We start from the raw sequence: 18,087 nt of genomic DNA, 5'->3' as shown, positions 1-18,087 counted from the left end.
ATGAGAATCCTATCCCTCGGCATCCTGCTTGCCACCGTATTCACGGCGCTCGCCCAGGAAAAGCGACCCAACCTCCTCTTCATCTACACCGATGACCAGCGCTGGGACGCCCTTGGTTTCATCCAGAAGCAACAGGGCGGGAAGGCCCGTTTCCCCTGGCTGAAAACCCCGAACCTCGACCGGCTCCGCTCGCAGGGCGCGCACTTCTCGAACGCCTTCTGCACCACCTCGCTCTGCTCTCCCAGCCGGGCGACCTTTCTAACAGGCCAATACACCCACACCCACGGGGTCACGAACAACCACACTCCGCTGCCGCCGGGCACGGTGACCTATGCCACTCTGCTCCAGAAGGCGGGCTACACCACCGGGTTCGTCGGCAAGTGGCACATGGGCAACCAGCCGGAGCGCCCGGGCTTCGACTTCTCCGCCAGCTTCGATGGCCAGGGGAAGTTCTACGACTGCCCCGTGACCATCCGGAAGAACGGCGGGGTGAGGCAGGTGATCGAAGAGAAATGGATCGACGACGCGTCCGCGGACTACGCCATCGGCTTTCTCCGCGAGAACAAGGACAAGCCCTTTTCGCTCACGGTCGGCTTCAAGTCGGTGCACGGTCCGCGCGAGCCGGAGACAGACTTCAAGGCCGCCTACGCGGGCAGCGAAGCGGTCCCCGTCCCGAGCCTCCAACTCACCTCGCCCTTCCGCCCGGAGGCGAAAAACGGAAACAGCTATCGCGGTGAAAACCTGCTCAACTACTTCCGGACCCTCACGAGCGCGGACCGGAGCCTGGGAAGGTTGCTGGACGAACTCGACAAGCTCGGGCTGGACAAGAACACGGTCGTCATCTTCACCAGCGACAACGGTTATTACCTCGGCGAGCACTCGTTGGGTGACAAGCGCTCGGCTTACGAGGAATCCATCCGCCTGCCGTTCCTGATCCGCTCGCCGTTCAACAACGTGTCGGGAAAAACCATCGATCCCCTGGTGCTCAACATCGACATCGCGCCGACGCTGCTCGACTTCGCGGGCGTGGAGATTCCCAAGGAAATCCAGGGCCGCAGCCTGCGGCCGCTGCTGGAGGAGAAGCCACCCGCCGATTGGAGGAAGTCTTTCCTTTACGAATACTTCTACGAGCGGAACTTCAAAAATCCGACCATCCTCGGACTCCGCACCACCACCGACAAGATCATCGTCTATCCCGGCCGCGAGCAGTGGAACGAGATTTATGAAGTGGGCAAGGACCCGTACGAACTGACCAACCAGTTCAACAACCCGGACCACGCCGATCTCAAAAAGCAGCTCCTTTCCGAACTCGAAAGACTCAAGCAGGAAACCCGTTTCCAGGTTCCTTCGACCGTCGATCCCGACAACTTCGGCAACGAAAATCCCAAACGGGGCAAGAACCGGGATCTGGATTTATAAATCGTTTTAACGCACTCCCGTAAGAAGCGATTTCCATACCGGTTTCCCAGATGATCCTCATCTGCGGAAACCGGTGTCAGCGGGAACCGGCATCACTCCGCCTTTGCGGTGTAGTCGAAGACGAACGCCTTTTCCAACAAGCCTCCGAGCTTCGCTCCGAAGGCCTTGTGGGCCTCATGAGGAAGATAGGCTTCGAGCCCCGCCTTGTCCTTGAAGCTCACGAAAAAGCAATGGGTGAAGCCGTCGTTCAGTTTTTCCACGCTCTCGCTCGTCCCCCACTCGTAACCGGTGATGCCCGGGATCTTCTTCGGCAGTTCGGCGAAGGCCTTTTCAATCTCCTTCACCTGCTCCGGCGTGGCGCTGGGCTTGAACTTGAAAAACACGACGTGACGGAACTCGCCCCCGGCGAGGGCGCTGCTTGCGGTGATGGCTGCGGACATGAGGATGAGGAGAAATTTTTTCACGCCCGTTGTTTCCCAGCCATCCGGCGGACTGTCAAGCCGGCGGCAGTTTCATCCCCGCGAGATCCCGGTCCTCACGGGCGGATTCGAGGAACGTCCCATCCATGTCGATGGCTTGTTCCAGGTGGCTCCGGGCGCGTGGTCCGTCACCAAGCGTCCACAGGTAGCAGGCGAGGTTGTAATGGAAGATCGCCATGTCGAACAGCTCCTTCGGACCGCGCAACAATTGATTGCAGGCGGCGAGGGTGTCCCCCGTCTCATGCAGGCAATAGGCCGCGCGCAGGAAAAACTCCGGCACGTCCTCGGCCTTCAGGCAGAGCAGGCGGGCGGTCTCGGATGCGGAATTCCACTGCTCCTGCTCCATCTGCGCGGCCAGCTTGAGTTCCAGGGGACCCCGGAGCATCTGCACTTCCGGAGGCAGGGATTGCAGTTCATGAAGCGCCTCGTCCGCCAGCCCCAGATCAAGCCAGCCGGACGCCGCGCGTAACGTTTTCGACACCACCATCCCCGTGACTTTAGGAAAAACTTTTCACCGTGGCAACAAGGGAGGTTTGGAAAAATGACGGAGGCGTCCGTTCCGCCGGATCGATCATACCCAAAGGCCGTTGCCTTTGGATTCCACGGACCGGTTGCGTCCCGAGGGAACAAAAAAACGGCAGTCCTCGCGGACTGCCGTTTTGAGATTGCGACGGTCATCGACCGGCGCCTGAGGATCAGATACCCTTCTTCACGACGTCCGTAAGGAGGTCGATGACGCGGTTGGAGTAGCCCCACTCGTTGTCATACCAGCTGACGAGCTTGAAGAACGTGGAGTTCAGCTCGATGGAGGAGCCGGCGTCGAAGATCGACGAGTTCTTGTCGTGGATGAAGTCGGTGGAAACCACTTCGTCCTCGGTGTAGGCGAGGATGCCCTTGAGGTAGGTCTCGGAAGCGTTCTTGAGAGCCGCCTTGATCTCCTTGAGGGAGGTTTCCTTGGTGGTCTTCACGGTGAGGTCCACGGCGGAGACGGTAGGAGTCGGCACGCGGAACGCCATGCCGGTGAGCTTGCCGGCCACTTCAGGGCAGACGAGCGCGACAGCCTTGGCGGCACCCGTGGTGGACGGGATGATGTTGATGGCGGCGGAACGGCCCCCCTTCCAGTCCTTCTTGGAAGGACCGTCGACGGTCTTCTGCGTCGCGGTGTAGGAGTGGATGGTGGTCATGAGGCCTTCGGCGATGCCGAAACCTTCCTTGAGAAGCACGTGGACGATCGGGGCGAGACAGTTCGTCGTGCAGCTCGCGTTCGAGATGATGTGGTGCTTGGCGGGATCGTAAAGCTCGTCGTTGACACCGACGACGAAGGTGGCGTCCTCGCCCTTCGCAGGAGCGGAGATGATGACCTTCTTCGCACCGGCGGTGATGTGGCCCTTGGCCTTCTCCGCTTCGGTGAAGAGTCCGGTGGACTCGATGACGACTTCCACGCCGAGGTCCTTCCACGGCAGGCCTTCGGGGCTGCGCGCGCTGACGACCTTGATCTCATGGCCGTTGACGATGATCACATCGTCTTCTTCCAGCTCGGGAGAGGATTTCTTCGACGAAACGGTGCCGTTGAAGCGACCCTGCGTGGAGTCGTACTTCAGGAGGTAGGCAAGGTTGTCGGCAGGAACGATGTCACCCACGGCGACGACGTTGAAGGTGATTCCGAGGTGGCCTTGTTCGACGAGGGCACGGAAGACAAGGCGGCCGATGCGGCCGAATCCGTTGATGGCGATGGTAGTCATGGCAATAATTGGGAATGCCGTGCGATTTTGCGCCCGGCGGCGGAAATTGTGCATGCGAATTGCCATGCGTCAATCTTCAGGGCGAAATCGTTGGAAAAACGCGGGATTTCGAGTAGGAAAATCCGCCGTGGCTCGTTCCGGATCCAAGCCGGACACGAAGTCTGTGGATTTCAACGCGATTCCCGGTCACAAGCCCTCCCAAGAACCGGCTCTTTTTAAAATTTCAATTTCCCGTGCTCTCCCCTCTGAAAACCCTGTTCATGGGCATCTTATGAATTCCGGGTCCGCTATGCGAACCGGCCGCTTGCGGGCACAGGCCCGGGCGCGCAGAATTCCAAGGACCTGTGAGATCCTGACGCGGACGGTGAATTCAGAGCGAAGGCTTTGACTGTTTCACGGGAAAACAGACCGACATACCGCCGCAGGCTGATTTCCACAGACATCGCTGCGGTTCTGGTGCTACGCCCCCGCCTTCGGATCATAATCCTTCGGCGCGCGGATGATTTTCTCGATGCCGTGCTTGGTGACGAGGTTTCCTCCGGACGAACGGCCCTTGATGCCGAACTCGGCGAAGTGCAGCGGGCGGATGAGGTTTTTCATCCGCAGGCCGGACTTGAGGTGGACGAGCAGCATCTGCGCGGCGCTTTCCTCGTTGGTCTTGTGGAAGGCGAAGTAGAGCACGCGGCTGTTCGGCGTTCCCTTGGTGAGATCATACTCCTTGTCCCGGGTGATGCCGCCGACGGTGAAACGTTTGGCGAGGATATGACCGTCGCGGCCGTCGCGGTAGATCATCGAGTAGATGAGGTCCTCCTCCTTGCGGAAGATGGCGACCCGCAGCGGCTTCTGGCCGACGAACACCTTGTCCGCGACCTTCATCACCCGCATTTTCCCGTCCTGGGTGAAGGCGATGATGTCATCGATGGTGGAGCATTTTTCCAACGGCTCGCCGTCCTTCTTCAAACCGTAGCCGGCGAATCCGTTCTTCGCATCGAGGTAGAGCGTTTCGGTGGCGGCGATGACCTGCGTGCGGTCCACCCGGTCGAACGATGCGATCTCGGTGCGGCGCTCGCGTTCCTTGCCGTATTTCTTGGCAAGGTCCTCATACCATCTGATGGTGAACTTGGTGAGGTTGCGGAGGTTCTTCTCCGTCTCGTCGATGAGTTTTTCCAGCGCCTTGATCTCCTCGTCCGCCTTGAAGGAGTCGAACTTGGAAATGCGCTTGATCTTGATTTCCGTGAGGCGCACGAGGTCTTCCTCGGTGACCTCGCGCTTGAGGAGTTTCTTGAACGGCTTGAGGCCGTCGTCGATGGCCTTGAGCACGGCTTCCCACGTCTCGCATTCCTCGATGTCGCGGTAGATGCGGTTCTCGATGAAGATCTTTTCCAGCGAGCTGAAATGCCATTTCTCCGCGAGTTCGCCGAGCTTGATCTCCAGCTCCATCTTCAGCAGGTCGCGCGTGTGGTGCGTGGTGCGGCGGAGGATTTCCGAGACGCCCATGAAGACCGGCTTGCCGTCGAAGATGACGCAGGCGTTCGGGGAAATGCCCAGCTCGCTGTCCGTGAAGGCGTAGAGCGCGTCGCGGGTTTGCTCCGGATCCGCCCCTGCGGGCAGGTAAACGAGGATGTCGGCGTGCGCGGCGGTGTTGTCCTCGATCTTCGCGATCTTGATCTTCCCCTTGTCCGCCGCGGCGACGATGGACTCCATCAGCGCGCCCGTGGTGGTGCCGAAGGGGATTTCCGTGATGCGCAGGATGCCCTTCTTGTCGGTCGCGATCCGCGCCCGGACCCGGATCTTCCCTCCGCGCAGGCCGTCGCGGTAGTCGGACGCGTCCATGATCCCGCCGGTGGGGAAATCCGGAACGAGCGTGAACGGCTGGTCGCGCAGGACGGCGATGGATGCCTCGATGAGTTCGTGGAAATTGTGCGGCAGCACCTTGCAGGCGAGGCCGACGGCGATGCCCTCCACCCCCTGGGCCAGCAGCAGCGGGAACTTCACCGGCAGCGTGTCCGGCTCCTTGCGGCGGCCGTCATAGCTAGGCAGCCACACGGTGGTCTTCGGATTGAAAACCACGTCGTTCGCGAACTTCGTGAGCCGCGCCTCGATGTAACGGGGTGCGGCGGCACCGTCACCGGTCAGGGTGTTCCCCCAGTTGCCCTGGGTATCGATGAGAAGATCCTTCTGCCCCAGCCCCACGATGGCGGCACCGATCGACTGGTCGCCGTGCGGGTGATAGTTCATCGTGTTTCCCACGATTCCGGCGACCTTGTTGTAGCGCCCGTCATCCAGCTCGTCCATCGCATGGAGGATCCGGCGCTGCACCGGCTTGAGCCCGTCGAAAAGATGCGGCACGGCGCGTTCCAGAATGACGTAGCTGGCGTAGTCCAGGAAATAGTCGGAATACATCGCTCCCAGCGAATCGTGGTGGTCGGGATCTTGCGTCATGTCAGTGGATGGTTAAAGAGCCGCGGCCAGCCGTGCAAGCCTGCGGTGCCGGGGCGGCGTTCCATGCCCCGGATCAAGGGAAACAGGCCGGTTTTCAACCGACGGGTTCCAACGTGTAGTCCTCCCTGCCGTCCTTCATCAGCCAGCCTTGTTCGGCGAGCTGGGCGCGGAGCCTGTCGGATTCCGCCCAATCCTTGGCGAGGCGGGCCTGCCAGCGTGTTTCGGCCAGAGCCTTGACCGATTCCGGAACCTCGGAGGATTTTTGCGGAGCCTCCTCAGGCAGGGTGAGACCGAGCGCGCCAAGGATGCGGTTGAATCCGGCCAATGCGGCGGCGGCTTCGGCTCCTGTCAGCGCCGCGGATTCCCGCAGGCCGGTGAAGAGGCCGCCGAGCGCCCCCGGGGTGTTGAGATCGTGGTTCAGGCTTTCCCATGCGGCCTGGAACGGACCGAAATCCGCGCGGGTGAGCATGACATCCGAGCCGATCCTCGCGGCGAGCGCGCGGGCGCCCTTCCCAAGCTTCGCGAGCGCCTCGTGGGCGCCTGCCAGGGAATCCAGCGTGAAATTGAGCGGCTTGCGATAATGCGCACCGATGAGGACATAGCGGACCTCCATGGCGGTGTGGCCCTTCTCCGCCAGATCCGCGAGCGTGTAGAGGTTTCCCACGGACTTCGACATTTTCCCGCCATCCACCAGCAGGTGGGTGATGTGGAACCAGTTTTCCGCGAAATGACCGCCGCACGCGCATTCGCTCTGGGCGATCTCGTTTTCGTGGTGCGGGAAGACGAGATCCACCCCGCCGGAGTGGAGGTCGAACGAATCTCCGAGGTATTCCTGGATCATCGCCGAGCACTCGAGGTGCCAGCCCGGACGACCCTCGCCCCACGGGGACGGCCAGAAATTGTCTCCGTCCTCCGGCTTCCGGCCTTTCCAAAGCACGAAATCCGAGAGGCTGTCCTTCTCGTATTCATCCGAGTTCGAGCGGGCATTCTGGGTCTTGCCGAGGTCCAGCTCGCGCTCGTCCAGACGGGACAGACGTCCGTAGCCGGGATAGGAGGAAATCTTGAAATACACCGAGCCGTCGTCGGAGGCGTAGGCATGCCCCTTCTCCACCAGCGTTCCGATCATGGCGATCTGCTGGGGGATGTGTTCGACGGCTCCCGGTTCGATATGCGGTGGCAGCAGGCCGAGCTTTTCGCAGTCGGAATGGAATCTTTCGGTCCAGCCGCTGGTGAAGTCGGTGAGGGATTTGCCGGCCTTTTGGGAATCACGGATCGTCTTGTCGTCCACATCCGTGATGTTCCGGACGTGCAGCGTCCTCATGCCACCGGTTTCCAGCGTGCGGCGGAGGACATCCTGCAGGACGAACGTGCGGAAGTTCCCGATATGCGCGGGGCCGTAAACGGTCGGACCGCAGCAGTAAAAACGGAAGGTCGTCCCATCAATGGGTCTCAGGTCGCGCTCGGTCCGGGATAGCGTGTCGAAAAGCCGCATGGCGCGGTTTAGGGAGCGGCGGGCCGGGAGCCAAGAGCAAACCGTTTCGCCACCGAAAATCCGATCCGGAGGCGGGTGTTTTTTGTGAATTTAGGGGGTTGGATTTCCGGGAGGCGGGGTTTAGACTGCCGCCACGAATGGAACAAGTGCGAGACGAACGGGTAAAACAAGTCGCGATCGCGGCCGGCATCTTGATCTCCCTTGCGGTGATCGTCCCGGGTCTGCTTGTGGGCTGGCGCTTCCTGCCCGGCCTGTGGGGCGAGTGGCTGGGCACCATGATCGGCATCCTCACCACGCCTTTTTTCATGGAGGCGTCTTTCGCCATCCTGGGGCTGGTGATCGTCATCACGCTCAACCACTGGCGCATCTCGCGGGACGGTGACGAGTTCGTGGAAATCGAAGCTCCGGCGGAGCCCCGTGCGGCGGACATGCGGGCCGCACCGCCACCGGAACATCCGGCGGCCGCCGGGTCGTTGAAGGAAAAATGAGAGCCCGGAGCGTGGCTGCTTGAATCTTTGAACACTACGCGATTAATAGCTTCAAGAACCCGGCCATCCCGGTCTTAGGTAACGGCTGTGAACAGCGACCTACTGCCCATGAACTCGACGAACTTTCTCAAGATGGCGCATGGAGATCTCCCCGGGCTGCGCGCGCTTGCTTTTGATTTTTTCAATGACACCCGCCACCAGATGTCGGGCTGGCGGGCCTTGCTGGAAGCTGGGGATTTTTCCCAACTGCGTGACGACCTGCACCGCTGCAAGGGCGGTGCCTCGCTCTTCGGATTGGAGCGGATCGTCGCCATCATCGGCTCGTGCGAAAGCCCCGCCGTCCTTGAGAGCCGGGGCTTCGACATCGATGTCTTCGAGAACGAGCTCAGCGCCGCGGAAAATGCGGTCCTGTGCATGGAGGCCTGATCCGGATGACGGTCGGCATACAGGCACCGGAAAAGGAACTGCGCTTCACGCGGTCCGGGCAGGCCATCGTTTTTTCCATCACCGCCGCCGTCCTCACCGCGGTGGGTGTCACCCTCCTCGCTTCCGCCTGGTATCGGGACATCAATCCGCTTCTCCCCCACCCCGCCTGGGCCCTGGTGCCATTTGCTTTCGCGATCTTCATGGCACACACCGCGGTGCGTCTGACGAAGCACGCCTACCTCATCCTCACGCCGCTCGGCATCGAGATTTTTCCCTTCTTCCGTCCGGCGGACGGCATGCGGCTCGTGACCTGGCAGGAAATCCACACCGCCGAAGTGGACGGACGGACGAAGCGCCTCACCCTGCACCACGACGCCGGAAAAACCTCCGGCATCCACCTCTCGCTCTCACCGATTCGCGCGGACCGGCGGACCTTGCTTGCCAAAGCCGTGCTCGGGCGCGTATCTCCGCCCGGTAACAACGGCTGAACCAACATGCGACCCCACTCCCGACAAATCCTCACCGTCGAAGAAACCTTCGGCCAGAACGGCTGGCACTGCGAACTCGTGGAAGGCCGCGATGTCCTGCGCGCCGGATTCGACGCCCATCACACGCGCGTCGACCTCATCGCCCAGGCATACCCCCAGCTCAACGCGCTCACCGTGGTCACCGAGTCGCGCCTGAGCCTGGATGAGGAACATCTGCCGGTGGTCCTCGAGCTGCTGGCCCGGGCGAACAAGCAGCTCACGCTCGGTGGTTTCGAGTATGATCTGGACCGTGAGTTCCTCGTCTTCCGCATCACCAATCTTTTCGAGCGGGAGAAATACGACTCGGACATCATTTCCTCCATGGTCCACTGCGGCATTGCGGAACTGGACCGCATCGTCCCCTATGCGGCCATCGTCCGCGACACGCCGGCCGATCTGCTGGACGACCTGGATATCCCCCGCCTGCTCATGCGCGAGGACATCATCCCTCCCGTGCCTGGTGACCAGGAGGAAGAATATTATTGATCCGCGAATCGTTCTCGACCGCCACCCGATCCACGGATAGCACCGGGGCATGAAAACCCTCGCACTGCTGGCCCTCCTCGCACTCCCCGCCTCGGCCCATGAAGCGGACAGCTGGGAGTGGACGCTCGAAAGCGGCTACCTCTGGAACGTCGGCAACAACACGGACATCGACTACGAAATCATCCCCACCCAACTCACCTTGCGGTCGCCGGTGATGTGGACCTGGTGGGAGGATGAAAGCGGTGCGAAGATCGTGGTGAGGAACCGCTTCTCCGCCCTCTTCGAAGCGATCACCCACGGGCCGGAGGACATCTACGTCGGTCTCGCCGCCGCACCTTCCATCGAATATTGGTTCCCATCGGAAAAAACCTCGGCCTTCTTCTCCATCGGCGGCGGTTTCGGCTGGATGAACAGCGCGGGCGGAGAACAGGCGATGGGCCAGGACTTCACGTTCAACTGGTTCACCCAGCTCGGTCTCCGCCAGAAACTCACCGAGGATCTGTCACTGCTGGGAGGCGTTTATTTCATCCACCACTCCAACCTCGGAGCCACCGATCCGAATCCGGGAATCGACGCCCTGGGGTTCACCCTCGGGTTCGGCTTCCAATTCTGACCGACGGTCACCTGTCCGTTGCCGGTTCCTTGGCGGGGCTTTTACGGGTGGAAAGCTCGGCGAGGGTTTGATCGCGTTTGGCCGGGTCCCGGATCAGCAGGGCGATTTCAACGGCATCCTTGCGCTGGCCACGGTCGCACAGTTGAAGCGCGGCCCATTGGCAGGTCTCGTCATGGAGCCCGGCCTCGCGAATCCTTTTGATGGCGGCTCCCGCCACCCAAACGTTTCCAGCGGAAGCGGCGTCGCGGGCGATCGCCGCCAATGTTTGAGTTCTGACAGCGGCATCCGAGATCCTGCTGCTGACATCCAGACGGGCGGCCACGTCATCGTCGCCAATCTGTTCCGCCGACCCCGTGGTATCCATGAGCCCGGGTGTTGGAGGGAATACCGCGGGAATCTCGGGCAATTCGGGCATCTGGGGGAATGGCGCGAAGGGAACCGCCACGACCGGGTTTCCCACTTCGTGATGGATCATGCGGCTGCCGCGGGCGGAGCGAGAGAACAGCGCCATCACCGGAATTCCGAACAACAGCACCGCAGCCGTCGCAACGATTCCGGCGGCCACCATCCATTCCTTTCGCGATGGTTTTGATCCAGCCTCATCCCCTTCCCTTTTGAAGGAGGCCTTCGTATTCGCATCAAACAGGAGCAGGATCAGCGCCCACACGGCAAAAGCGAAGCCCAGGAAAAATCCCGGAGGCGTCAACAGCGCTAGCGCCGCTCCGACAACCGACAGCACATGGTTTTGCCGGTGGAACATCTTCCAGGCACCGATGAATGTCACCACCGAGAACGAGCCGAATAAAAACACCAGCGCCGACACCACGAAGATCGCCGGTCCGTCAATCTTGAGAAACGCGAGGGCGGCGGTGAGGAGGAGGATCACCAGATTGATCCCGGAGGCGGCCATGAGCCCCACCGCAGGAATCTTGAGATTTGATATCCCAAGGGTGGATTTTACCGGACCGGCAAGATTGGTTATCCCGAGGGGGGATGTCTCTCCGTTGTTGAAAAGGGACTTCACCGGTTCGCGCAACAGCACCACCAGTCCCCAAATGCCGGCTCCCAGCTGGCCGAGGATCATCAGACCGTCCAGAGGTGAAGTGAACAAACCGGGCAGGGACAGCACCCCTCCCGCGGTGAGGATCACCGCGCTGGCGAAAGCCCAGTTGTAGGACTCCAGTTTCCTCATGCGGTTGGCCCCCACCAGTGAAACCACATGGACGGTTGTCATGACGATGATCCAGCCCAGACCGAGGGCCAGCAACAGCACTCCGAACGCACCTTGGCCCGGCACCATGAATCCCGGCATCCAGGATCGGACGAAACCCGCTCCACCCAGCAGGAACAGGAGTCCCATCAGCACCACGAAGAGATGTCCGCACAATGACAATCCGCTGACCACCATCATGGCGATGGCCGGAGTTTCCACAGAGGTCTTGATTCCGCCGGAAGCGGGAGTTGCGAAAGAAGCGGCCTGGGAAACCGGTGGCGGGACAGGACCAGCGGGAGCGCCCGTGATGCGCTCCACCTCGGTCTTGAGAAAACTCGCCTGTTGGTAGCGCTGGCCCGGATCATGTTCCATGGCCCGGTGGACCACCTCGTCCAGACGCGAATCCACACCGGTCTTGTTTGACGGCGGTTCGAAATTTTTTCCCGGCAGTTCCCCGGTCAGCATCTCGTAGATGACCACGCCGAGCGAGTAAATGTCGGCCCGGTTGTCCACCTGACCGGGTCTCCGGATTGCTCGGGGGCCATGTAGTCGGGTGTTCCCATCGGCCGGTCATCGCCCGAGGCGTCGGCCCCGAGCATCTTCACCAGCCCGAAGTCCGCGACCTTGAGGCGGCCGTCACGATCCATCAGCAGGTTCTCCGGCTTGATGTCGCGGTGGACGATGCCGCGGTCATGCGCATACTGCAGGGCGTCGCAAAGCGGCGGAACCACCCCGAGCGCCTGCTCCGGGGTGAACTTGTGGGCCAGCAGGAGCTGGCGGAGGTTCGCTCCGTCCACATACTCCATGAGCAGATAGAAAAATCCTCCCGCCTGGCCGAAGTCGTGGACGGTGACGATGTGCGGGTGGCTCATCTTCGCGAGCGCCTGTGCCTCGCGGACGAACCGCTGGGAGAACTCGGGATCCTTCTCCCGCTCCGGGGCGAGGAGTTTCAGCGCGACCAGGCGATCCAGCGAAATCTGGCGTGCCTTGTAAACCACCCCCATCCCACCACGGCCGAGGCAGTCGAGGATCTCCAACTGGGGGAAATGAGGGGCGATCTCGCTGACGGGTGGCGGCGGCAGCGAGGAGCCTTCGCCGGTTAAAAAGGTATCTCCGCCGAAATTGATGGCAGCCAGGCAACGCGGGCAGAGCCCCTCCGGCGCGTCATGGGAGAGCGGGTTTCCGCAACGGGGACAGGATGGGCTGGATATCGGATCAGTTGTGGTCATACCCATCTTTTAAGGAACCGCGCCGCATTGTTACCGCCTCGGAGAAAAAACTTCAACCCCGGCTCAGGACGGCCACCACATGGCGGACCTCGTCGTCCACCTCGTCCGCCGCGGAGACGGTGCCTGCGATTTCCTCACGAAACACCTCGCGGAAACGCTTGCGCAAACGATGGAGGGCCACGCGTGCCGCTCCTTCCGTCATACCGAGGGCGGATGAGATTCCGGGATAGGAGACCTCGCTCCGGTCCACCGTGAGATAGACTTTAAGATGGGAGAATTCCACACCCCGTCCGGTCGTCTCATAGTCCGTCCGGAGCCTCCCCATCGCCTGATCGAGCAACGTCAGCGCCCAACGCTTTTCATAAAGATGATCGGCGGGCTCGGATTCACAGGTCTCCATCAGATAGCGGGACTCGGCGAGATTCGCATCGAGCGAGAGGTGGGTGATGCTTCCCCCGCGTTTCACACACCGGCGCTTGTCCCATTCATTCAGCAGGAACCGTTTCAACGCGAAGATCAGAAACGTGCGGAAGCGGCCCTTCTCCCGCTCCACGGCACGGAGATAATCCTTTTCCAGGAGCTTGGCGAAAAAATCCTGGGTCAGGTCCTGCGCGTCGTGGGCCGAGTGCCCCTGGCGGCGGACGAAGACGTAGAGAGGATACCAATAGGCCTGGCACAGGGACTCCAAGGCCCGGGCGGATGCGGACGACGAGGGATCCCTGGCACTGAGCACGATCGTCCAGCGGGTGGTGAGAAACAGGGGCTGGGCGGCGGTATCCATGGAACGACAACCCCTCCATAAGGATCCACCCGCGTTTGTTACAGCCTGAATTGATACGGACGACCGTTCATGGTCTCATCTGAAACGGCCGCGAGGCGGGATTCATTTCTCGGGCGAGAAGAAAACCTTGCGGCGGTCATGCGAGTTGAACTCCTCCGTGATTTTCGAAACCCACTCCTTGTCGGCATCCGTGGCCTTCAAACTCAGGGGAATATCCACAAGTCTTTCCGGCAGGCAGCGTCTGAGGCACTCCAGGCACGCGCGGATGATCTCTTCCCGTGGATACGCATTTCCCTGTGGAACAACGAAGCTGGCGACATCCATCGTCATCTCGGGCGGGACCCTGAGGTCTCCGATGTCATTCGTGTAAAAGTAAACCTTGCACCGGGATGCGATGTTCACATCCTCCACCGCTTCTTTCGGATTATTGGTGGGAGGGACGTTTTTTGCGGAAATGAGGGGGATCGCCGTTGCCTGGCCGCTATGGGAATACCAGTCGTGGCAGATGACGGGAGCGATGGTGATCCTGCTGTAACCCAGCCCGAAGAAGGGTTGATAGGTGGTGGTGAGCGACGACTCCCCTCCGGATGAAATGGCCGCCGTGAGAAGCGAAAACGCGAGGAGTAGTTTCATGATTTTCAAGTATTCGGGTAATTACCGCCAAAAGGTCTGTCGGATTCCGCCGCACGCGGGGCGCACCTCCGCCATACGACATGAAATGCTTCCGTGGCCGTTTGCAACAGACCATTAGCACGATGGCATGCGAATTGGAAACCGACTTGAGGCGACAACCTCGTAACAAACGCCGGAGGCCGATGCCTCGGTTGACTTTCCTCGCGGTTTCTCAGCCAATCCAACGAGGGCAGGAATAGGGTCCAGACCCGGAAGATCCACTCCCTGACGGACTTCCAGCTCAATACATCAAGCCACATCAAAAGACTCAAGGAATCGGAACCGCCGGAAACGGCCCATGCAGGACTGATCGATCTCAGTCCCAATAAGATTTGCAATAATAGACCTGATCGGAAGAAGCGTCATGCCACATGAACTCCCGAAACTGGAAACCCTCATCTGCGGGAGTATCGTCCTGGCTACGCGAATAAAGAAAGCACCGCGGAGGAGGCGGAGGATCCGACTTGGGCCACCATGTGGGAGCGTTCGGAGTATTCCCGAAGCCTGCCATGGATACCTTCGCAAGCTTGTAGTCACCCTTTTTCAATATGGCATCGTAGGTCGCAGCATCATATTTGAAGCTCATCCACCGCTGGTAACCTCCGAAATAACTCGAAAATTCATGGTACCGGATATCCACGGATTTCAAAGGTGCGATGCCGAACAATTCTTCAAACTCGGCTTCCGCGCCGTTCCCGCCGATCAAGGTTCTGGAGCAGCCGACTGTCAGGAAGGCTGCTCCAGTTAAAAGAAAGGTGCGGACCGCTATGGCAACCGACTTCTGCATCTGTTTGCGATCACAGATACTTGTCCGTCACCGCGCCTTCGCTCGCGGTGGAGACGAGCTTGGCATACTTCGCGAGCACGCCGCGGGTGTAGCGCGGGGCGGGCTGGACCCATTCGGCCTTGCGCTTCGCGATCTCCTCGTCGGAAAGCTTCACGTCGATGCGGTTGTTCACGGCGTCGATGGTGATCTCGTCGCCGTCCTCAAGGACGCCGATGGTACCGCCCATGAAGGCTTCCGGAGTGATGTGGCCGACGACGAATCCGTGGCTGCCACCCGAGAAGCGGCCGTCCGTGATGAGCGCCACGTCCTTGCCGAGGCCCATGCCCATGACGGCGCTGGTGGGTCCGAGCATCTCGCGCATGCCGGGACCGCCCTTCGGTCCTTCCAGGCGGATGACGATGACGTCGCCCTTGTTGATTTCCTTCGCGAGGATCGCCTTCATGCCGTCGCCTTCCGAATCGAAAACGCGGGCCTTGCCGGTGAAGAGCTCGCCTTCCTTGCCGGAGATCTTCGCGACCGCGCCGCCTTCCGCCAGGTTGCCGTAAAGCACTCGCAGGTGGCTGTCCTTCTTGATCGGGTTCGAAAGCGGGCGGATGATCTGCTGGTCCGCGGGATATGGGGTGGTGAATTTTTCGATGTTCTCACGCATCGTTCGGCCGGTGACCGTCATGCAGTCGCCGTGGAGCAGACCGCCATCCAGCAGGATCTTCATCAGCGGCATGGTGCCGCCGATGGCGACGAGGTCGGACATGGCGTATTTGCCGGATGGCTTGAGATCGGCGAGGACCGGGACGTTTTTGCCGATGCGCTCGAAGTCGTCGATGGTGATGTCGATCCCCGCGGCGTGGGCGATGGCGGGGATGTGCAGCGCGGCGTTCGTCGAACCACCGAGAGCGATGAGCACGGTGATGGCATTTTCAAAGGCTTCCTTCGTGAGGATGTCGCGCGGCTTGATGCCGAGGTTGATGAGGTTCACCACGGCGGCCCCGGAGTCGAAGCAATCGCGCATCTTGTCCTCGGACACCGCGTTCTGGGCGGAACCGTTCGGCAGCGACATGCCGAGCGCCTCGATCGCGCTGGCCATCGTGTTCGCCGTGTACATCCCGCCGCAGGAACCGGCTCCGGGGATGGCGCAGGACTCGACGGTCTCCAGTTCCTCATCCGTGTATTCCCCATTGGCATGCTTGCCGACGGCCTCGAACACGGAAACGATGTCCAGATCCTTCTTCTCGCCCTTGATGTGGGCGCAGCCGGGCAGGATCGTCCCGCCGTAAACGAACACGGAAGGACGGTTCATCCGGGCCATGGCCATGAGACAGCCGGGCATGTTCTTGTCACAGCCGCCGATGGCGACAAAGCCGTCCATCCCCTCGCAGCCCACCACCGTCTCGATGGAGTCCGCGATCACCTCACGGGAAACGAGCGAGTATTTCATCCCTTCCGTGCCCATGGAAATGCCGTCGGAAATGGTGATGGTGTTGAAAATCACGCCCTTGCCGCCCGCGGCGTCGGCCCCTTTCGAGGACTCGATGGCGAGCTTGTCGATGTGGACGTTGCACGGGGTGACCTGGCTCCAGGTGGAGGCGATGCCGATCTGCGGCTTGGAGAAATCTTCTTTTTTGAAACCGACGGCGTAGAGCATCGCGCGGCTGGGGGCGCGGTCGGGGCCATCAAGCATCAGACTGGAAAAGGGGCGTGTTGTGTCGTTCATCGCGGGCGGAGCATCCTGCGGATAATCCCCTCACGTCAAGTGCGGGAGATTGTTGAAAGTCACGCGGGTTCCGGGCGGGTGGTTTCCTGAAAAACACCTCTTCCGTCGGCCGGCAGGCCCCGCACCACCGGTTTTCGCCCATGACCGGGCCACCGCGCTTTTCGAACACCTCATTTGACATTCGGCGGAAAATTCCTCTAGTTTGCCCGCCCGACGCCAAAGTCGGTACTATCTATTATGAACATTGTTGTCGAGAAGCAGCCAAAGTGCGTCGCCACCCTTCGCGTTGAAATCCCAGCGGATAAAGTCAACGGCCAGCGCGATCAGATCGTCAGAGGCTACACCAGCAAGGCCCGCGTCCCCGGATTCCGCCCAGGCAAGGCTCCGCGTGCTGTCGTGGAAAAACGTTTCCAAAAAGAGATTTCCGAAGAGCTCAACGGCGTGCTCATCAACGAGGCCTACGACGAGGCCCTCAAGCAGGAGTCGCTCAACGTGCTCGACTTCGGCGTGCCGGAAGACGTGACCACCCACGAAAACGGCTCCGTCACCTTTGTTTCCAAGCTGACTCTCGCTCCGGAAGTCACTCTTCCTGAATACAAGGGCGTCACCGTCACGGTGCCACCCGCCGCCGTTCCAACGGAAGAAATCGAGGCGCAACTCACCGCCCTCCAGGAGCGTTTCGCCGATTTCAACGACATCGAGGGCCGCGCGGCCGAACTGAAGGACTTCGCCGTCATCGACTACACCTCGACTGTCGAAGGCAAGCCAACCGAGGAATTCCTCGGCAAGTCCGCCGGCTACCTCTCCGGCCGCGAGGGCTTCTGGGTCCGCCTTGATGAAAAGGCGTTCCTCCCCGGCTTCGCCGCGCAGCTCGTGGGCGTGAACGTGGGCGACTCCCGCGAGATCACCATCACCCTGCCTGAGGATTTCCCCGTCGCGGACCTCCAGAACAAGGAGATCACCTTCCAGGTCACCGTCAAGGAACTGAAAACGGCCGTGCTTCCCGAGCTCAACGACGAGTTCGCCGCCAAGCTCGCTCCGGACCAGACGCTCGAAGGCATCAAGACCATCATCACCGAGAACATGGAAGGCGAGCGCCGCCGCAAGATCGATGACATGAAGGTCAACCAGATCGTCGCGCACTTCAATTCCCAGGTGAATTTCGAGCTTCCGGACGAACTGATCGCCCAGGAAACCCAGAGCCAGGCCGACGCCATCGTCCGCCAGGGTGTGAAGGCCGGCATGACCGAAGGCGAGATCGAGTCCCAGCAGAGCGAGATTTTCTCCAGCGCCGCCGACCAGGCCGTTTCGAACCTCCGCACGAATTTCATTTTGCAGGAAATCGCCCGCATCGAAAAGATCTCCGTGACGGATCAAGAGTTGGTGCAACACCTCGTCCAGATCGCGAATTCCCGTAAAGTGGCTCCCAAGAAGTTCATCAAGGACATGCAGCGCGCCGGACGCATCCAGAACATCCGCAGTTCCATGGCCATCGGCAAGACCATTGACTTCCTCGTCGAGCACGCGAACGTGGTGGAGTCAACCGAAACAACACTCGATGCTTAACTTCCCCACATCAT

The 18,087-nt window shown here is 60.8% G+C and carries 18 protein-coding genes; 7 read left to right on the top strand and 11 right to left on the bottom strand.

The genetic code is table 11. From position 1 onward, the window contains the following. The gene (locus JIN84_RS01420; RefSeq protein ID WP_200349236.1) at positions 1-1,419 is read left to right on the top strand and encodes a sulfatase family protein; all 1,419 of its coding nucleotides are present in this window, start codon (positions 1-3) and stop codon (positions 1,417-1,419) included. 92 nt (positions 1,420-1,511) lie between these two features. Here the strand turns inward: JIN84_RS01420 and JIN84_RS01415 are convergent, their stop codons facing one another. From JIN84_RS01415 to cysS, 5 genes are all read right to left on the bottom strand, one after another. Beyond that, a complete protein-coding gene (locus JIN84_RS01415) occupies positions 1,512-1,883 on the bottom strand; it encodes a Dabb family protein (RefSeq protein ID WP_325099540.1) in 372 nt (123 codons plus the stop codon). A gap of 31 nt (positions 1,884-1,914) precedes the next feature. Next, the gene (locus JIN84_RS01410) at positions 1,915-2,379 is read right to left on the bottom strand and encodes a TPR end-of-group domain-containing protein (protein ID WP_200349235.1); all 465 of its coding nucleotides are present in this window, start codon (positions 2,377-2,379) and stop codon (positions 1,915-1,917) included. 214 nt (positions 2,380-2,593) lie between these two features. Continuing rightward, positions 2,594-3,640 carry a type I glyceraldehyde-3-phosphate dehydrogenase gene (gene gap, locus JIN84_RS01405; RefSeq protein WP_200349234.1) on the bottom strand — a complete coding sequence of 349 codons (1,047 nt, stop codon included), beginning with the start codon at positions 3,638-3,640 and terminating at the stop codon, positions 2,594-2,596. Between the two features lie 459 nt (positions 3,641-4,099). After that, positions 4,100-6,082 (bottom strand): DNA gyrase/topoisomerase IV subunit A, encoded by a 1,983-nt coding sequence (locus JIN84_RS01400; RefSeq protein ID WP_200349233.1) that lies wholly within the window; start codon positions 6,080-6,082, stop codon positions 4,100-4,102. Positions 6,083-6,176: 94 nt separating this feature from the next. Next, a complete protein-coding gene (gene cysS / locus JIN84_RS01395) occupies positions 6,177-7,574 on the bottom strand; it encodes a cysteine--tRNA ligase (RefSeq protein WP_200349232.1) in 1,398 nt (465 codons plus the stop codon). 137 nt (positions 7,575-7,711) lie between these two features. Here cysS and JIN84_RS01390 point away from each other — a divergent pair, with 137 nt between their 5' ends. From JIN84_RS01390 to JIN84_RS01370, 5 genes are all read left to right on the top strand, one after another. Further along, positions 7,712-8,062 (top strand): Na(+)/H(+) antiporter subunit B, encoded by a 351-nt coding sequence (locus JIN84_RS01390; RefSeq protein ID WP_200349231.1) that lies wholly within the window; start codon positions 7,712-7,714, stop codon positions 8,060-8,062. 108 nt (positions 8,063-8,170) lie between these two features. After that, positions 8,171-8,488 carry an Hpt domain-containing protein gene (locus JIN84_RS01385; RefSeq protein WP_200349230.1) on the top strand — a complete coding sequence of 106 codons (318 nt, stop codon included), beginning with the start codon at positions 8,171-8,173 and terminating at the stop codon, positions 8,486-8,488. Positions 8,489-8,493: 5 nt separating this feature from the next. Next, positions 8,494-8,976, top strand: coding sequence for a hypothetical protein (locus tag JIN84_RS01380; RefSeq protein WP_200349229.1), 483 nt, complete (start codon positions 8,494-8,496; stop codon positions 8,974-8,976). A gap of 6 nt (positions 8,977-8,982) precedes the next feature. Next, positions 8,983-9,501 (top strand): YbjN domain-containing protein, encoded by a 519-nt coding sequence (locus JIN84_RS01375; protein WP_200349228.1) that lies wholly within the window; start codon positions 8,983-8,985, stop codon positions 9,499-9,501. Between the two features lie 49 nt (positions 9,502-9,550). Further along, positions 9,551-10,114 carry an acyloxyacyl hydrolase gene (locus JIN84_RS01370; RefSeq protein WP_200349227.1) on the top strand — a complete coding sequence of 188 codons (564 nt, stop codon included), beginning with the start codon at positions 9,551-9,553 and terminating at the stop codon, positions 10,112-10,114. A gap of 7 nt (positions 10,115-10,121) precedes the next feature. Here JIN84_RS01370 and JIN84_RS01365 read toward each other — a convergent pair whose 3' ends face one another. The 6 genes from JIN84_RS01365 to ilvD form a co-directional block, all read right to left on the bottom strand. Further along, positions 10,122-11,840: a hypothetical protein gene (locus JIN84_RS01365; RefSeq protein WP_200349226.1), complete on the bottom strand. Its 1,719-nt coding sequence runs from the start codon at positions 11,838-11,840 to the stop codon at positions 10,122-10,124. Next, a complete protein-coding gene (locus JIN84_RS01360) occupies positions 11,786-12,556 on the bottom strand; it encodes a serine/threonine-protein kinase (RefSeq protein ID WP_200349225.1) in 771 nt (256 codons plus the stop codon). The genes JIN84_RS01365 and JIN84_RS01360 overlap by 55 nt, the downstream gene beginning before the upstream one ends. Positions 12,557-12,608: 52 nt before the next feature. Further along, complete coding sequence (locus JIN84_RS01355; RefSeq protein ID WP_200349224.1) at positions 12,609-13,337, bottom strand: RNA polymerase sigma factor; 729 nt, start codon at positions 13,335-13,337, stop codon at positions 12,609-12,611. 102 nt (positions 13,338-13,439) lie between these two features. Then, complete coding sequence (locus JIN84_RS01350) at positions 13,440-13,970, bottom strand: hypothetical protein (protein WP_200349223.1); 531 nt, start codon at positions 13,968-13,970, stop codon at positions 13,440-13,442. 355 nt (positions 13,971-14,325) lie between these two features. Further along, positions 14,326-14,796 carry a hypothetical protein gene (locus tag JIN84_RS01345; protein WP_200349222.1) on the bottom strand — a complete coding sequence of 157 codons (471 nt, stop codon included), beginning with the start codon at positions 14,794-14,796 and terminating at the stop codon, positions 14,326-14,328. A 10-nt stretch (positions 14,797-14,806) separates the two neighbouring features. Next, a complete protein-coding gene (gene ilvD, locus JIN84_RS01340) occupies positions 14,807-16,507 on the bottom strand; it encodes a dihydroxy-acid dehydratase (protein ID WP_200349221.1) in 1,701 nt (566 codons plus the stop codon). A gap of 237 nt (positions 16,508-16,744) precedes the next feature. Between ilvD and tig the strand changes: the two genes are divergently transcribed. Then, positions 16,745-18,073, top strand: a complete 1,329-nt coding sequence (gene tig / locus JIN84_RS01335; RefSeq protein ID WP_200349220.1) for a trigger factor — start codon at positions 16,745-16,747, stop codon at positions 18,071-18,073. The last annotated feature ends 14 nt before the right edge of the window (positions 18,074-18,087 follow it).

Origin of the sequence: Luteolibacter yonseiensis (assembly GCF_016595465.1) — a bacterium.
In the GTDB taxonomy this organism is placed as follows: Bacteria; Verrucomicrobiota; Verrucomicrobiia; order Verrucomicrobiales; family Akkermansiaceae; genus Luteolibacter; species Luteolibacter yonseiensis.
This window is presented reverse-complemented; position numbering and strand designations above follow the sequence as displayed.

Bases quoted from the DNA above. Each gene is read 5' to 3' on its own strand.
- tig (WP_200349220.1), top strand. From the start codon at position 16,745: ATGAACATTGTTGTCGAGAAGCAGCCAAAGTGCGTCGCCACCCTTCGC.
- JIN84_RS01380 (WP_200349229.1), top strand. From the start codon at position 8,494: ATGACGGTCGGCATACAGGCACCGGAAAAGGAACTGCGCTTCACGCGG.
- JIN84_RS01390 (WP_200349231.1), top strand. From the start codon at position 7,712: ATGGAACAAGTGCGAGACGAACGGGTAAAACAAGTCGCGATCGCGGCC.
- JIN84_RS01355 (WP_200349224.1), bottom strand. From the start codon at position 13,337: ATGGATACCGCCGCCCAGCCCCTGTTTCTCACCACCCGCTGGACGATC.
- JIN84_RS01350 (WP_200349223.1), bottom strand. From the start codon at position 13,970: ATGAAACTACTCCTCGCGTTTTCGCTTCTCACGGCGGCCATTTCATCC.
- JIN84_RS01370 (WP_200349227.1), top strand. From the start codon at position 9,551: ATGAAAACCCTCGCACTGCTGGCCCTCCTCGCACTCCCCGCCTCGGCC.
- JIN84_RS01385 (WP_200349230.1), top strand. From the start codon at position 8,171: ATGAACTCGACGAACTTTCTCAAGATGGCGCATGGAGATCTCCCCGGG.
- JIN84_RS01420 (WP_200349236.1), top strand. From the start codon at position 1: ATGAGAATCCTATCCCTCGGCATCCTGCTTGCCACCGTATTCACGGCG.
- ilvD (WP_200349221.1), bottom strand. From the start codon at position 16,507: ATGAACGACACAACACGCCCCTTTTCCAGTCTGATGCTTGATGGCCCC.
- gap (WP_200349234.1), bottom strand. From the start codon at position 3,640: ATGACTACCATCGCCATCAACGGATTCGGCCGCATCGGCCGCCTTGTC.
- JIN84_RS01345 (WP_200349222.1), bottom strand. From the start codon at position 14,796: ATGCAGAAGTCGGTTGCCATAGCGGTCCGCACCTTTCTTTTAACTGGA.
- JIN84_RS01375 (WP_200349228.1), top strand. From the start codon at position 8,983: ATGCGACCCCACTCCCGACAAATCCTCACCGTCGAAGAAACCTTCGGC.
- JIN84_RS01400 (WP_200349233.1), bottom strand. From the start codon at position 6,082: ATGACGCAAGATCCCGACCACCACGATTCGCTGGGAGCGATGTATTCC.
- cysS (WP_200349232.1), bottom strand. From the start codon at position 7,574: ATGCGGCTTTTCGACACGCTATCCCGGACCGAGCGCGACCTGAGACCC.
- JIN84_RS01360 (WP_200349225.1), bottom strand. From the start codon at position 12,556: ATGACCACAACTGATCCGATATCCAGCCCATCCTGTCCCCGTTGCGGA.